The sequence below is a fragment of the Ulvibacter litoralis genome (assembly GCF_900102055.1).
Classification (GTDB): domain Bacteria; phylum Bacteroidota; class Bacteroidia; order Flavobacteriales; family Flavobacteriaceae; genus Ulvibacter; species Ulvibacter litoralis.
In genome coordinates this window covers 367,709-381,317 of the sequence record NZ_FNBA01000001.1, presented here as the reverse complement: position 1 = coordinate 381,317, position 13,609 = coordinate 367,709, and the positions used below count along the sequence as shown (strand labels likewise).

Annotated in this window: 14 protein-coding genes and 1 tRNA gene; 9 read left to right on the top strand and 6 right to left on the bottom strand. The window is 35.3% G+C overall.

Translation table 11 applies throughout. The features are described from left to right. Positions 1 to 22: 22 nt before the first annotated feature. From BLQ00_RS01750 to BLQ00_RS01730, 5 genes are all read right to left on the bottom strand, one after another. On the bottom strand, positions 23 to 469 hold the full coding sequence (locus BLQ00_RS01750; RefSeq protein WP_093139711.1) for a nitrous oxide reductase accessory protein NosL: 447 nt from the start codon (positions 467 to 469) through the stop codon (positions 23 to 25). After that, entirely contained in the window at positions 466 to 1,080 is a 615-nt protein-coding gene (locus tag BLQ00_RS01745) for a hypothetical protein (protein ID WP_093139709.1), read from the bottom strand. Before BLQ00_RS01745 ends, BLQ00_RS01750 begins: the two co-directional genes overlap by 4 nt. Positions 1,081 to 1,189: 109 nt before the next feature. Further along, positions 1,190 to 3,151, bottom strand: coding sequence for a Sec-dependent nitrous-oxide reductase (nosZ, locus tag BLQ00_RS01740; RefSeq protein ID WP_093139708.1), 1,962 nt, complete (start codon positions 3,149 to 3,151; stop codon positions 1,190 to 1,192). A 22-nt stretch (positions 3,152 to 3,173) separates the two neighbouring features. Continuing rightward, positions 3,174 to 3,755: a fasciclin domain-containing protein gene (locus BLQ00_RS01735; RefSeq protein WP_093139707.1), complete on the bottom strand. Its 582-nt coding sequence runs from the start codon at positions 3,753 to 3,755 to the stop codon at positions 3,174 to 3,176. Positions 3,756 to 3,765: 10 nt separating this feature from the next. After that, the gene (locus tag BLQ00_RS01730; RefSeq protein ID WP_093139705.1) at positions 3,766 to 4,269 is read right to left on the bottom strand and encodes a c-type cytochrome; all 504 of its coding nucleotides are present in this window, start codon (positions 4,267 to 4,269) and stop codon (positions 3,766 to 3,768) included. 141 nt (positions 4,270 to 4,410) lie between these two features. On the opposite strand from BLQ00_RS01730, the gene BLQ00_RS01725 reads away from it, so the two are divergent. After that, the gene (locus tag BLQ00_RS01725; protein ID WP_093139704.1) at positions 4,411 to 4,857 is read left to right on the top strand and encodes an RrF2 family transcriptional regulator; all 447 of its coding nucleotides are present in this window, start codon (positions 4,411 to 4,413) and stop codon (positions 4,855 to 4,857) included. Between the two features lie 8 nt (positions 4,858 to 4,865). Next, complete coding sequence (gene ric, locus BLQ00_RS01720; RefSeq protein WP_093139702.1) at positions 4,866 to 5,588, top strand: iron-sulfur cluster repair di-iron protein; 723 nt, start codon at positions 4,866 to 4,868, stop codon at positions 5,586 to 5,588. 75 nt (positions 5,589 to 5,663) lie between these two features. Here ric and BLQ00_RS01715 read toward each other — a convergent pair. After that, a tRNA-Phe gene (locus BLQ00_RS01715) sits at positions 5,664 to 5,736 on the bottom strand. A 174-nt stretch (positions 5,737 to 5,910) separates the two neighbouring features. On the opposite strand from BLQ00_RS01715, the gene BLQ00_RS01710 reads away from it, so the two are divergent. The 7 genes from BLQ00_RS01710 (at position 5,911) to BLQ00_RS01680 (ending at position 13,597) form a co-directional block, all read left to right on the top strand. Continuing rightward, on the top strand, positions 5,911 to 6,639 hold the full coding sequence (locus BLQ00_RS01710; protein WP_093139701.1) for a type III pantothenate kinase: 729 nt from the start codon (positions 5,911 to 5,913) through the stop codon (positions 6,637 to 6,639). Continuing rightward, complete coding sequence (gene bamG, locus BLQ00_RS01705; protein ID WP_093139699.1) at positions 6,639 to 7,892, top strand: BamG family beta-barrel-assembly machinery protein; 1,254 nt, start codon at positions 6,639 to 6,641, stop codon at positions 7,890 to 7,892. Before BLQ00_RS01710 ends, bamG begins: the two co-directional genes overlap by 1 nt. A gap of 19 nt (positions 7,893 to 7,911) precedes the next feature. Continuing rightward, positions 7,912 to 9,276: a tetratricopeptide repeat protein gene (locus tag BLQ00_RS01700; protein WP_229792583.1), complete on the top strand. Its 1,365-nt coding sequence runs from the start codon at positions 7,912 to 7,914 to the stop codon at positions 9,274 to 9,276. Positions 9,277 to 9,295: 19 nt separating this feature from the next. Next, positions 9,296 to 9,847 (top strand): LPS export ABC transporter periplasmic protein LptC, encoded by a 552-nt coding sequence (gene lptC, locus BLQ00_RS01695; protein ID WP_229792584.1) that lies wholly within the window; start codon positions 9,296 to 9,298, stop codon positions 9,845 to 9,847. Further along, positions 9,837 to 10,037 (top strand): hypothetical protein, encoded by a 201-nt coding sequence (locus tag BLQ00_RS01690; RefSeq protein ID WP_093139696.1) that lies wholly within the window; start codon positions 9,837 to 9,839, stop codon positions 10,035 to 10,037. Before lptC ends, BLQ00_RS01690 begins: the two co-directional genes overlap by 11 nt. Positions 10,038 to 10,042: 5 nt before the next feature. Beyond that, on the top strand, positions 10,043 to 11,296 hold the full coding sequence (locus BLQ00_RS01685; protein ID WP_175445396.1) for a hemolysin family protein: 1,254 nt from the start codon (positions 10,043 to 10,045) through the stop codon (positions 11,294 to 11,296). Between the two features lie 195 nt (positions 11,297 to 11,491). Then, positions 11,492 to 13,597, top strand: a complete 2,106-nt coding sequence (locus tag BLQ00_RS01680) for a peptidylprolyl isomerase (RefSeq protein WP_093139693.1) — start codon at positions 11,492 to 11,494, stop codon at positions 13,595 to 13,597. Positions 13,598 to 13,609 lie beyond the last annotated feature (12 nt).

Here is a 13,609-nt window from a genome sequence, read left to right as displayed (position 1 = left end):
TAATTTGCATACGTAAAAACTCTTATTCTTTAGAGGCTAAGTGCGCTTTTAACGCTTCCCAATTATATAATTTACCGCCAAGTTCTGATTGAATTTTCTCAGCAGTTTCTTTAGATTGAAATGCAGTTAGATTTGCTCCCATCGGACTAGGTAGTTTTTCGCTGATTAAGAAGGTTGCTTCTTCAGCTGCAATGAAAGCTGTGGGTGCTTCATAGTAATTTGTATGAACATTTACTGCTCCTAATTCTTTATTTTCTGCTTTATAATTCAGCAAGCACTCTGTCGCATCAAACTTGAATACTTTTCCTTTGTCAGTAATAAGTTGGGCTCCATGAATTTTGTCAACAATAGTCATTTTACAAAAATGACACCCTTCGTTTCCATAATCAATGGGTTTTGTTCCTGTTGTACAGGCAAGCACTGTTGAAAATACAACGATGCCAAGGATGTTTTTAATTAGACTCTTCATGATTCTTTTGTTTTTGATTTTTTCCCTATTAAAAAGGCAATGAGTGTAAATAACATTCCTAATCCCATAAGATATCCTCCCAAGCGCGGGTATGAATATGCGTCAAAATTTAATAATTTTTGATGTCCTAAAAGAGGTGGTTTATAGCTCATAGGTGTGCCGTCTGGATTTTGTAATTTCATAATAGCATTTGGGTTTAAGTTGGTCCCATAATCTATCATCCAAGCATTAAAATCGTACATTCCTAAGACTCCTAAAATGGTCATTAATACGAGCCATCCTAAAAACCAATGATAACTTACTTTTCCGAAAAAGCCTAAAAAGCCAATCAAAACACCTAAGGCTGCCATACTTCCAATAACAATAGGAAAAACGGTAAATTCCCACATGTCTTCAGCTTTTGGTATGGTTTTCATTCCGATATAATGATTGAGTCCATCAATGTTCTGAATATCAAACTCATTCATTCCTTGAATACCATCAATATAGATATTCATTCCTAAGGGTTCAGGGTATTGTGGAGCACCTAGCATAATATTCCATAGCGGAAATTTAAAAAGTCCTGTTAAGAGCAGGGCGCCAAGAATCATTAAAATACTTGCTTTTTTCATGATAATAAGTGGTATTAAAGGGATGCTGTTTTAAAAGAAAGGTGCAAGGCATGAGATTAAATAAGCAGACAGTTGTAAATAACTGCCTGCTTACAATCACTAATCACCTTTAGTCACCTAAAGACCAACTCAATTCAACATTAGAATTTGCTGGAGAAACTCTAACGTATCCTTGCATTTCTTGATGTAATGCAGAACAGAAATCTGTACAGTAGAAAGGCCAAACACCTTCTTGTTTAGGTTCCCAAACAGAAGTTTTTGTCTGTCCTGGCATTACTAATAATTCTGAACTATTTTGACCAATCATAGCAAAACCGTGAGGGACATCAAAATCTTGCTCATGGTTTGTAATGTGGAAATACACTTTGTCACCCACTTTTACACCTTCAATATTATCTGGCGTAAAGTGACTACGAATGGTTGACATATAAATATGTACTTCTTTGCCATCTCTTACTACTTTAGCTTCATCTGGGCTTTTTACAGCGTACGGATGTTTGTTTTCATCTAAACGATAGATCTTTTTAGCTTTTGGGGCTAATAACTCAGCAGGACATCCAGCAGCATAGTGCGGCTCTCCGTGTGTAGGGAAATCGTAGATAAGTTCCATTTTCTCTCCAGAGATATCATAGATTTGAGCAGAGTGCTCCATTTCTGGACCTACAGGTAGGTATCGATCTTTGGTTATCTTGTTCATTGCAATTGCATATTTTCCAAAAGGTTTTCTTGAATTTCCTCCAGGAATCATAATATGTCCAACTGAATAGTAGGTTGGTTTTCTGTCAATAACTTCCCAAGTATCAAGTTTCCATTTAACCACTTCCGAAGAGATAAAAAAGGTAGTGTATGCATTTCCTTTACCATCAAATTCTGTGTGAAGCGGTCCTAATCCACCACTTTTAACGGTACCAGCAAGTACATCTTCAAATTTTAAAATTGGAATTCCGTACGCTTCTCCATCAAATTTTTTGCTTTCAATAGCTGCAATCATTTTATCAAATGAGTGTACTGTTAAATCTGCGGAAAGTTTTCCGTTCCCAATAATGTATTGTCCTGACGGATCTACGTCGCAACCATGAGGTGATTTTGGCGTGGGAAGAAAGTAAATAGCTCCAGGTATGTCAAGAGGATTTACGGTAAGCACTTCTTTTTTAATGGTGCTCGTAGCAGTATGTGTTGCCTCGTCGTATAAGTTATGTGCGTATTTAGCAGGCATTTTTGTACCTCCGCCATTGTTCACATAGTCTTCGATTTTTTTCCAGTTGATAGCTGCAATAAAATCTTTATCATTTTGTGAGGCATTTACTTCTAGTAATGAGTTTGCTTCTTCCGTGTTATAGGTTGTAAAGAAGAACCATCCGTGTGATTTTCCTCTTCCAGGGTGAGATAAGTCGTAATTAAATCCAGGCATTAGTATTTGGAATTTAATATCCATATGGCCATGCTCTGGGTCAACACTTATAAATGAAAGGGCTCCTTTAAAGTTTCCTTTGTATTCACTTATCGGCATATCACGTTGCGGAATTGGCACAGAAAATCGAGTACCTGCCACTACGTATTCCGTATTGTCGGTAACGAATGAAGAACTGTGATTCCCTGCACTGTTAGGGACTTCAATAATTTCTTCTGTTTCAAAAGAAGTAAGACTTATTCTCGCAATTCTCGGAGTGTTGTTTCCGTTAATGAAAATCCAACGTCCGTCAAGCTCTCCGTTTGTTTGAGAAATATCTGGATGGTGCGAATCGTCCCAAGGGATAAAACCGTGAGAGGTTTCAAGCATTGGTTTTGTTTCTTCGGAATATCCGTAACCAGATGTCGGAAATTGTGAGAATACAGGTATTTCTTTAAACATTCTACCAGAGGGTAAACCGTATACGGTTAAGTTTCCGCTGTATCCTCCAGACATGAATGCGTAGAACTCATCATGTTCACCTGGAGCAACGTACACTTTTTCTGCCGCATTCGAATTTAAAGCGCCGTTCGATTTGTTTTGGCCATTGTTATTTCCACAACTTGTTAGTAGCATTAAAGTGCTAAAGAGTGATAGTAATTGAAATTTATATTTTTTCATTGGTTCTAAAGTTTAGTTGTTATTAGTTTGATTCTGGTAAAATCACTTTGTCTACTACGTGAACAATACCATTTCCTGCTTTTATACTTGCCACTATTTTTGCGCCGCCTACATAGACATCTTCTCCTTTTACGACCACGCTGGCATTTGTATCATCTGCTTGCCCTATTTTTTTGAAATTTTTCAAAAAGTCTTTGGTGTAATTTCCTGCAGTGACGTGATGTTTAAGAATCGCTGCGAGTTTTTGCTTGTTTTCAGGTTTTAGCAATTCTTCTACAGTTCCTGGAGGCAATGCGTTGAAAGCTTCGTTTGTGGGTGCGAAAACCATTAATGGACCTGCATTTACCAATGCATTTTCTAATCCTGCAGCTTGAACCGCAGCAACCAAAGTGGTGTGATCGGGTGAGCCAATTGCTATTTGTAAAACATTAGGTGTAGCGCTTTCATCTTCTATGAATGCTTGTCCCTGTCTGCTCGTTGGAGCTGTTTCAGTAGTTGATTGAGTCGCTGTAGTTTCCTGTTTCACTTCGTTCTTACAACTAAATAGAATTGTAAGAAATGCCACAAAAGGAATAACTTTAAATAAATGGATGGTTTTTTTCATATCTGTTCTTTTATAGGGTTCGGAAAAACTCTAGAATTTCACGTGCTTGTACTTCAGTTAAATTCTGATTTGCCATTGCAGCTCCATTAAACTCTACTAGTAAGTCTTTTGCGCATTGGTCTTCTTCAGTCATTAGTTTAGGGTCTAAAATCATATTCATTACCCATTCCGGACTTCTACGTTCTAATATTCCAGTTGGATTTGGGCCTATAAAGCGCTTGTTTGTTTTATGACAAGCAGTACAGTTTGTTTTAAAAAGAGCTGCACCTCTCTCTGCCATTGCATTGTCGATGGTAGGGTCTAATGTGATTGATTTAATTTTTCCTACTCCTTTATTGTCTAGTGTAATTCTCTTCGACGCAGGAATTTCAGTAGAAACAGGTTCTTCTTTTTTAATTTCAGTTTTAGGTTTTTGTCCTATTTTGATTTTTTCTTTTTGTTTTTCTTCTTTGCCTCCGCAGCTTATTAAAAGTCCTAGTGTTAGTACGCAGAGTAATTTGATCGTTTTAGTCATTGTATGAAGGTGTTATGTGTTGATACTCATTTTAAACAATTCAAAATTACTTGATAGATTTGTTAGAAAAGATGACTTTTATCATATAAAAGATATTTTTGTCTTTTATATATTTGTAGTATAAATTTTAGAGAGAAAAACATGTTTTCAAAATCTTGTGAGTACGGTATTCGGGCATTAATATTTATAGCGAAGGAGTCTAAAAGGGGGAAAAAAGTAAGTCCTTCTGTTATTGCTGAAGAAATTGGATCACCGGTAGCCTTTACAGCAAAAATCTTACAAAAATTAGTAAAGGAACATATTTTACTTTCATTAAAAGGTCCCCACGGAGGATTTTATATCTCTGATGAAGGGTTGCGAAAAACGAGCCTTACTGATATTGTGAGAGCTATCGATGGAGATTCTGTATACAAAGGTTGTGGATTAGGCTTGCCAAAATGTGACGAGCACAATCCGTGTCCTTTGCATACCAAATTTATGCGTGTTCGGGCAGATCTTAAAAAGATGTTGGACGGATCAACTTTAGAAGAATTAGCATTTGAATTAGAAAACGGGCATGCGTCGTTAAAGTTGGATGCTTTTAAATAATTACTACTATGATGGAAATAAAAGAACAAGAGGTAGGGCAATTTGTTGCTCAGGATTTTAGAACTGCTGCTGTGTTTTCGGAATATGGCATTGACTTTTGCTGTAAAGGAAATAGACCGCTTACAGCTGTTTGTGAAAAAAACGGAATAGCTATAGATGAAATACTAGAGAAGCTTAGTGGTGTTTTAGGTAGTGAAAATAACGCGGCTATCGATTACAAATCATGGCCTCTCGATTTACTAGCAGTTTATATAGAAAAAATACATCACACATATGTTCAAACTAAAATACCCGTGATTCATAAATTTTTAGATAAGCTATGTAAAGTGCACGGAGCAAATCACCCAGAACTATTCGAAATAAATAGAGAATTTTTAAAAGTTTCTGAAGAGTTGCTGCAACATATGCAAAAAGAGGAACAAGTCTTATTTCCAGAAATTAAACGTATGGTTAAAAGTCATGAAGATAATATACCCATGCAACGCGCCCATTTTGGAACTGTAAAGAATCCAATTACCATGATGGAACACGAACATGATGATGCAGGAGAAATCTTTCGTACAATTGCTAGGCTGACTAATAATTATATGCCGCCATCAGATGCTTGTAATACCTATAAAGTAACTTTCTCAATGCTTGATGCATTTGAAAAAGATCTGCACTTACATATTCATTTAGAAAATAATATTCTTTTTCCAGGTGCTTTAAAACTTGAAAAGCAGCTTTTTTAAATAACATTCACCACAATAAATTAGATTTCTAAAAACAAAAAACCCTGTAAAACAAACGTTTACAGGGTTTTAATGTGGTACCTCCAGGAATCGAACCAGGGACACATGGATTTTCAGTCCATTGCTCTACCAACTGAGCTAAGGTACCTTTTGGTTACTTACACAAATCAAGTGATTAGTCTAAGAGGGTGCAAATATAAATTTAATTTGCGTTATGCAAAACATATATTTGAAAATATTTTAAATAATCTTTTTCTTTTTAATAGAGAATTAACAATTAACTAGTGTTTCAAGTTGTATTTTTAGCCCTTTAAAACTGATAATGAACTTAATAATCGATGTAGGTAATACACTGTTAAAACTTGCTGTGTTTAATGCAAATGTGCTTCAGTATAAAAAAACATGTATTAAAAAAGATTTCCTAGTAACACTTGGAGAACTTTCAGAGGCATATCCTAGTATAAATAAATGTATTGTTTCTTCCGTAGGAAATTTTACAGAACATCAAATTAACAAATTGAAAGAACGTTATCCAGTTTCTGTGTTAACACATGAAACATCGGTTCCTTTCAAAAACCTTTATGCCACGCCAAAAACATTAGGAGTTGATAGAATAGCACTCATGAGTGCTGCAGCATATCAATATCCTACTAAAAATGTGTTAGTAATTGATGCGGGGAGTTGTATTACATACGATTTTTTAACCGATGCGAATGATTATTTAGGAGGCGCAATATCTCCAGGAATAGGAATGCGCTATGAGGCGTTACATAATTATACTGCAAAATTACCGCTGTTGGATATCAACTTGCCCAAAAAAGTAGTGGGTAATTCTACAGCAACCTCTATACATTCAGGTGTTGTTTACGGAGTTTTAAATGAAATTGAAGGCTTTGTGGCCTTGTATAAAAGGGATTATAACGATTTAACAATAATTTTAACAGGAGGGGATGCTCATTTTTTGCGTGATAGCTTAAAAAGTGACATCTTTGCGAACTCAAATTTCTTGTTGGAGGGCTTAAATTACATATTAGAACATAATAAAGATTGATGTTGAAGCGAATAATTATAGGTATATTTCTATTAATTTCTGGGGTTATTTTTGCTCAAGAAGGAACTACTTCTCCGTATTCATTTTACGGAATAGGGATACAGAAATTTAAAGGTACAGCCGAGAATAGGGCTATGGGCGGAATAGGAGTTTACACGGATAGTATCCATCTTAACTTACAAAATCCAGCAAGTGTTGCAGATTTACGATTGGTAAACTACTCAGTAGGAGCCAGCCATAAATATGGAACTCAAAAAAGTGAAACAGATTCTCAAAAAACATCTACAACTTCGTTAGATTATTTAGCGGTTGGAATCCCGATGGGAAAATTTGGAGCTAGCTTTGGGCTGATTCCTTATTCATCGGTAGGGTATAAATTGCAATCGATTACAGAAACTGGTTTGACGCAATCTTCTGGTTCTGGCGGATTAAATAAAGCATTTCTTACCATTGCCTATCAAATCACTCCTAAATTAAGTTTTGGTGTTGAAACGAATTATAACTTCGGAAACGTTGAAAATTCGGTTTATACTAAAGAGGATGATTTAGAACTAGGAACAAGAATTTTAAATAGATCTGATCTTTTAGGGTTTAGTTTTAATTTTGGAGCTACGTATAAAACAATGGTTACTGATGATTTAGAATTAGCAACTTCTATGACATTTACGCCAGGTACTAGTTTCGTTTCTGAAAATAGTAGGGAAATATCTACCGTAATGGTACTGCCTTCTGGTTTGCAAGTTGAATCTGAATTACTAGAATTTGATGATCCAGACACCGACTTTACGTATCCATCTCAGTTTACGCTTGGAGCAGGAATAGGAGCTCCTAAACATTGGTTTGTTGGATTGGAATATACCAATCAAAAAACAAGTAATTTTACAAACAGAAATATAGACTTTGATACCTCTTTAGATAATGTTAGCTTTGTGAATGCATCTAAATTTAGAGCGGGAGGATTTTTTATCCCGAACTATAATGCATTAGGTAGTTACTGGAATAGAGTTGTTTACAGAGCCGGAATTCGTTTTGAAGAAACGGGAATAAATATTGCTGGACAAGATGTTAATGAGTTTGGCATATCTTTTGGAGTTGGTTTACCAGCTGGAAAACTATTCTCTAATATAAATCTAGGTTTTGAACTAGGAAAACGAGGAACAACAGATTTTGGATTGATACAAGAAAACTTTTTCAACACATTTTTAAGTTTGTCACTTAATGACAAATGGTTCGAAAAAAGATATTATGACTAAAAAAGGAAACACTACCATTATGAAAACTAAATTATTTTTACTGGTAATGCTATGCGCATTAACTATAAGTGGAAAATCATTCGCGCAAGCGGATAACAAATGTTATGAGTTAGGTTCATTGTTTATTGAACCTGCAAAAGCTAAAAACTACGAAGTTGCACTTCAAAATTACGACAAAGTAGTTACAGAATGTCCTACATATAGTATGGCTACTTATCAGTATGCAGTAAAAATGTTTGAGTACTTCATTGAAAAAGGGGATAAAAGTAAAATCGCCGATTTAGAACAAGCATACAAATACAGAATGCAATACTTCGGTTCTAAAACTAAAACAGGAGATGTATTGTCTGATATTGCTCAAATAAAGTACGACAATAGTATCGGTACTAAAATGGAACAGTTTAATGCATTTGATGAAGCATTTAAAAAAGATGCTGAAAACTTTACAAGTCCGAAAAGTATCTACACATATTTCTCATTGGCTGTAGACTTACAAAGTTCAGGTGAAAAAGATCTTCAAGATGTTTTTGATTTATATGATATTATTACTGAAAAGTTAGAAAAAGAAGAAAGTGAACTTGCGATTAAAATCAACAAGCTTTCAGACAAGCAAGATGCGGGTCAAACACTTTCAAGTAAAGAAGCAAAACGTTTAAAAGCTTATGAAACAAATCTTGGTTCTTACGGAAAAGTAAAAGGTAGTGTAGATGGTAAATTAGGTCAGTTGGCAGATTGTCCAAATTTAATCCCATTGTACAATAAAGATTTCGAAGCTAAGAAAAACGATATCGACTGGATTAAAAGAGCAGCTGGGCGTCTTTCAGGAAAAGACTGTACAAGCGATCCTTTATTTATAAAATTAGTAGAGCAGTTAGATAGATTGGCTCCTTCAGCAGATACGAAATTGTATTTAGGTCAGTTAGAAAAAGAAAAAGGTAATTCAGACAAAGCAATTTCTTATTTCGAAGAGTCTGCGAACATGCAAGATGATCCTCGTAAGAGTGCAAGAATTTACTACCGTATTGCTGACGAAATGAAAGCTAGAGGAAGAAATAGTCAAGCTAGATCTTACTATCTTAAAGCAGTAGAGCAACAACCATCTATGGGTAGAGCGTATTTAAAAATCGCGAACATGTATGCTGCAAGTGCAAATAGCTGTGGAAATACAGTGTTCGAAAAAAGAGCAATTTACTGGAAAGCTGCAGAAATGGCTGATAAAGCTGCTCGTGTTGACGGATCTATTGCGGGTAACGCAAGAGCAACTGCTGCAAGTTATAGAGAGCGTGCTCCGCAAAAAAGTGATATCTTTGATGCTGGTATGGGAGGAAAAACGATTACCTTTAACTGTTGGGTTGGCGGTAGCGTGAAAGTTCCTAATTTATAAGATGCACAAAATAAAACATATGATTAAAAGCGTGATAACACTATGTTGTGTTGTCACGCTTTTTGCATGTGAAGGAAATTATAAAGACATACAGAAATTGAGCCTTCGCGATGGTGCTCCTTTTGCTGAAGGAAAAAATATTAACCTGAAATATACTGATTCTGGAAAAGTAGTTGCAAATTTAATAGCTCCAAGTCTTTGGGATTATAGCAATCTTAAGTTCCCGTATCAAGAATTTCCTGATGGTGTTGAAGTTCATTTTTGGGATAAAAACAAAGAGAATATTGTAACTTCAAACTATGCCATTCGGTATGCAAATACCAATTTAATTGATTTGCGAGACAATGTAGTGCTCATAACAAGCGATAGTTTGGTGTTAAAAGCAGAGCAACTCTATTGGAATCAGAAAGAGCAATGGGTGTTTACAGATGAGCCTTACCAAATAAAATTTAAAGACGGATCTTATAATGATGGCGCTCGATTTGATTCTAGCGAAGATTTCACTAACTTCATCTCGAGAAAAAACAAGGGCGTTCAAATTATTGATAAAACAAAAATGGATGAGAAATAGTATTTACCAACTTTTTGAATATGCATACCTTGCAATGGCTGCGTTTTCTATCTACTTAGTTGTAACCAATTGGGAATTGGATAGAAATAGAGCGTATCTTTTTCTTTTCTTCGCAGCAGTAGCAGTATTTATGTTTTTCTTCAAACGAAAATTTAGGAAAAACATAGAGGAACAGAATAAAAAACAATAACCTCCGTGGACTATAGTATACTTATTATTATAACAATGTTGCTCCTTTCCGCGTTCTTCTCGGGAATGGAAATTGCATATGTTTCTTCTAATAAGATCCACATTGAAATTGAAAAAAAGCAAAATAATTTATTAGCCGGAATACTTCGGAAAATTACCAAGCGACCTTCAAAATTTATTGCCACTATGTTAGTGGGTAATAACATTGCACTTGTGGTCTATGGTTTTTTTATGGGCGATTTGCTCATGGAGTATATCGATATTGCAGGCTTTTCTGGATTATTAGTGCAAACTGTAATTTCGACCATTGTAATTTTACTTACTGCAGAGTTTTTACCAAAAGTGTTTTTTCAAATTTATGCAAATGACTTACTGAAAATATTTGCGATACCTGCTTATTTTTTCTACATCATTTTCTCCGTAATTTCTGAATTTGTAATTTGGATTTCAGACTTAGTGTTGAAGGTTTTCTTTAAAACGGAAGGTGATATGGTGCAGTTGAGCTTCAGTAAAATTGAATTGGGGAATTACATCTCAGAGCAAATGGAAACTGTTGAAACTGACGAAGAAGTGGATACAGAAATTCAAATATTTCAGAATGCCTTAGATTTTTCCGAAGTGAAATCTCGTGAAGCAATGATTCCTAGAACGGAAGTAGTTGCGGTCGACATTGAAACATCGCCTAAAGATTTAAGTAAGATATTTATAGAAACAGGACTTTCTAAAATACTAGTTTACAAAGAAAGTATCGACGATATTGTTGGGTATGTTCACTCTTTCGAGCTGTTTAAAAAACCAACACTTATTAAGAAAATAATAATGCCTGTTATTTTTGTTCCTGAAACGATGTTGGCAAAAGACGTTCTCAATATCCTAAGTAAGAAGCGTAAGAGTTTGGCGGTAGTTATTGATGAATATGGAGGTACTTCTGGGATTATTACTGTGGAAGATATTATAGAAGAGTTGTTCGGGGAAATTGAAGATGAGCACGATAGTATTGCGCTTATCGAGGAAGAAGTAAACGAAGGACACTATAAATTTTCTGCGAGATTAGAAGTTGATTACCTAAACGAAGCCTATAAATTAGATTTAACCGAAAGTGAAAACTACGAAACACTAGGCGGAATGATCGTTAATTTTACCGAAGAGATTCCGGAGCAAGGAGAAACCGTTGAAATTGAAGATTATACGTTTCATATTTTGGAAGTTTCTAATACTAAAATCGAACTTGTTGAAGTTAAAAACAAGCCTGAGAATTAGTTTTTAACGATTTCCTTAAAATATTCAAACGAACTTTTTTATTAATGGAGGGAAAATGTTATTTTCGCCCACTAAATATACTGAAGATTTACCCTAAACTTCAGCCTTATAGAATACATAAGGAATCATATAGGGCCAATCATAACCCTTCTTAGTTGTGGAAACAGCAGGAAGTAAAATAAATATGTACAGCAAATGGCAATTTTAAATAGCATTAGAAAAAGAGGAGTGTTCCTTATTATCATTATCGCATTAGCTTTGTTTTCATTTATTCTAGCAGATGTAATTCGTAACGGTGGTTTTTCATCAGAAAAGTCACAAACAACTGTAGCTACAGTAAATGGAGTTGATATTGAGAGAGAAGGCTTCATGCAACAAGTAGAAAATGTACAACGTACGTTAGGGGCAAACGGAACTACAGCGCAAGCAGTAAATCGTGTTTGGGATAATGAGTTACGTAACATTCTATTAGAAGAGCAATTTGAAAAACTAGGTCTTTCTGCAGAGAAAGCACAAATAGCAGATGCATTACGTACCAACCTTTCTACAAACCCAACGTTTTTAAACGATGCTGGTGTTTTTGACGAAGGGAAATTACAAGAATATATTGCAAGTATTAAAAATTCAAATCCTGCCGCATACCAACAATGGTTAGATTTTGAAAAAAGTACAGCGCAAAGCGTTCTTCAAAATTCATACTTCAATATGATTAAAGGAGGATTAAGAAGTACGTCAAGCGAAGGAGAAGCAGAATATCGTTTTGAGAATGATAAATTGAACTTGGAGTACGTTCATATTCCTTTTTCAAAAATTTCGGATGATGATGTTCCTGTTAGTGATGCTGAAATTAAAGCGTATGTAAAAGAGCACGCTTCAAACTTTGAAGTAGAGCGGAAAGCAGACATTCAATATGTTTCTTTTTCTGAAGCGCCTTCAGCTGAAGATGTAGAAGATGCTAAAGAAAGTGTTCGTGCATTATTGAGCGATCGTTTTGAGTACAATGATACGATTCCAGGTTTTGCTAAAGTTGAAGATTATGCAAACTTTGTAAACGCTAATTCTGAAACAGAATTTGTTGACAGATGGTTCTTTAAAAATGAACTTCCTGGCGAAGTTGCAGATTCTATTTTTAATACAAGTGTTGGTGGAGTTTACGGACCTTATAAATTAGGAAACACATTTAACATTACTAGAGTTGTAGGAGCGAAGCAATTGCCAGACTCTATTCAGTCTAAACATATTTTAATTAGATACGAAGGATCTTTGAGAGCTTCTTCAGCAATTAAAAGAACGAAAGAAGCTGCAAGTAAATTAGCAGATAGTCTTCTGTCTGTTGTAAAAAGAGATAAAAGTAAATTTGAATCATTGGCTGCTACATTTTCAGACGATGCATCTAATAAAGATAAAGGTGGTGACTTAGGTTACAATCCTCCAGGAAGAATGGTTCCAGCTTTCGACGACTTTACAATTGGTAACAAACCAGGAACTATTGGTGTAGTTGAAACTGAATTCGGTTTTCATATTGTAGGAGTAGAAGATCATAAAAACCTTCAAAAAGCAATTAAAATAGCAACAGTTACTAAAGAGATAGAGCCTTCAGAAAAAACATTAAGTGATGTGTTTTCAAGTGCATCTAAATTTGAAGTAGCTTCTCAAAAAGGAGACTTTGCAGCTATAGCAAAAGAAAGTAGCTTAGAAGTAAAGCCAGTAAACAAAATGGGAGAGCTTGATGCTGTAATTCCAGGTGTTGGTAACAACCGTACAATTGTAAACTGGGCTTTTGATGATGATACAAGTGTAGGTGATGTAAAACGTTTTACAGTTCCTAATGGATATGTAATCGCACAACTAACTCGTAAATCACCAAAAGGATTAATGAGTGTTGCAGAAGCTTCTTCAACAGTTACTCCTATATTACGTAACAAGAAAAAAGCTGAAAAAATTCGCGCTTCTATTACAGGTACTACATTACAAGAAATTGCAAGTAGTCAAAGTGTAAGAGTTGAAACAGCTACGGCAGTTACAATGGCTGTGCCAACAATTCCAGGAGCTGGATCAGAACCAGCAGTGGTTGGAGCAGCTTTCGGTGTAAAAGCAGGAGAAACTACAGGTTTAATTACAGGGAAAACAGGAGTATTTAAAGTGCGTGTATTAGCAGTAAATAAAGCTCCAGAATTAGAGAGCTATGCAACGTTTGCTAACCAGCTAAACGCTAAAGTAACTCCAACAGTAACTACAAAAGTGTACAACGCACTTAAAGCGGCTGCAGATATCGAAGATAATAGAGCAAACTTCTTTTAGTCGTTTTATTTA

Bases quoted from the DNA above. Each gene is read 5' to 3' on its own strand.
- BLQ00_RS01750 (WP_093139711.1), bottom strand. From the start codon at position 469: ATGAAGAGTCTAATTAAAAACATCCTTGGCATCGTTGTATTTTCAACA.
- BLQ00_RS01745 (WP_093139709.1), bottom strand. From the start codon at position 1,080: ATGAAAAAAGCAAGTATTTTAATGATTCTTGGCGCCCTGCTCTTAACA.
- nosZ (WP_093139708.1), bottom strand. From the start codon at position 3,151: ATGAAAAAATATAAATTTCAATTACTATCACTCTTTAGCACTTTAATG.
- BLQ00_RS01735 (WP_093139707.1), bottom strand. From the start codon at position 3,755: ATGAAAAAAACCATCCATTTATTTAAAGTTATTCCTTTTGTGGCATTT.
- BLQ00_RS01730 (WP_093139705.1), bottom strand. From the start codon at position 4,269: ATGACTAAAACGATCAAATTACTCTGCGTACTAACACTAGGACTTTTA.
- BLQ00_RS01725 (WP_093139704.1), top strand. From the start codon at position 4,411: ATGTTTTCAAAATCTTGTGAGTACGGTATTCGGGCATTAATATTTATA.
- ric (WP_093139702.1), top strand. From the start codon at position 4,866: ATGATGGAAATAAAAGAACAAGAGGTAGGGCAATTTGTTGCTCAGGAT.
- BLQ00_RS01710 (WP_093139701.1), top strand. From the start codon at position 5,911: ATGAACTTAATAATCGATGTAGGTAATACACTGTTAAAACTTGCTGTG.
- bamG (WP_093139699.1), top strand. From the start codon at position 6,639: ATGTTGAAGCGAATAATTATAGGTATATTTCTATTAATTTCTGGGGTT.
- BLQ00_RS01700 (WP_229792583.1), top strand. From the start codon at position 7,912: ATGAAAACTAAATTATTTTTACTGGTAATGCTATGCGCATTAACTATA.
- lptC (WP_229792584.1), top strand. From the start codon at position 9,296: ATGATTAAAAGCGTGATAACACTATGTTGTGTTGTCACGCTTTTTGCA.
- BLQ00_RS01690 (WP_093139696.1), top strand. From the start codon at position 9,837: ATGAGAAATAGTATTTACCAACTTTTTGAATATGCATACCTTGCAATG.
- BLQ00_RS01680 (WP_093139693.1), top strand. From the start codon at position 11,492: ATGGCAATTTTAAATAGCATTAGAAAAAGAGGAGTGTTCCTTATTATC.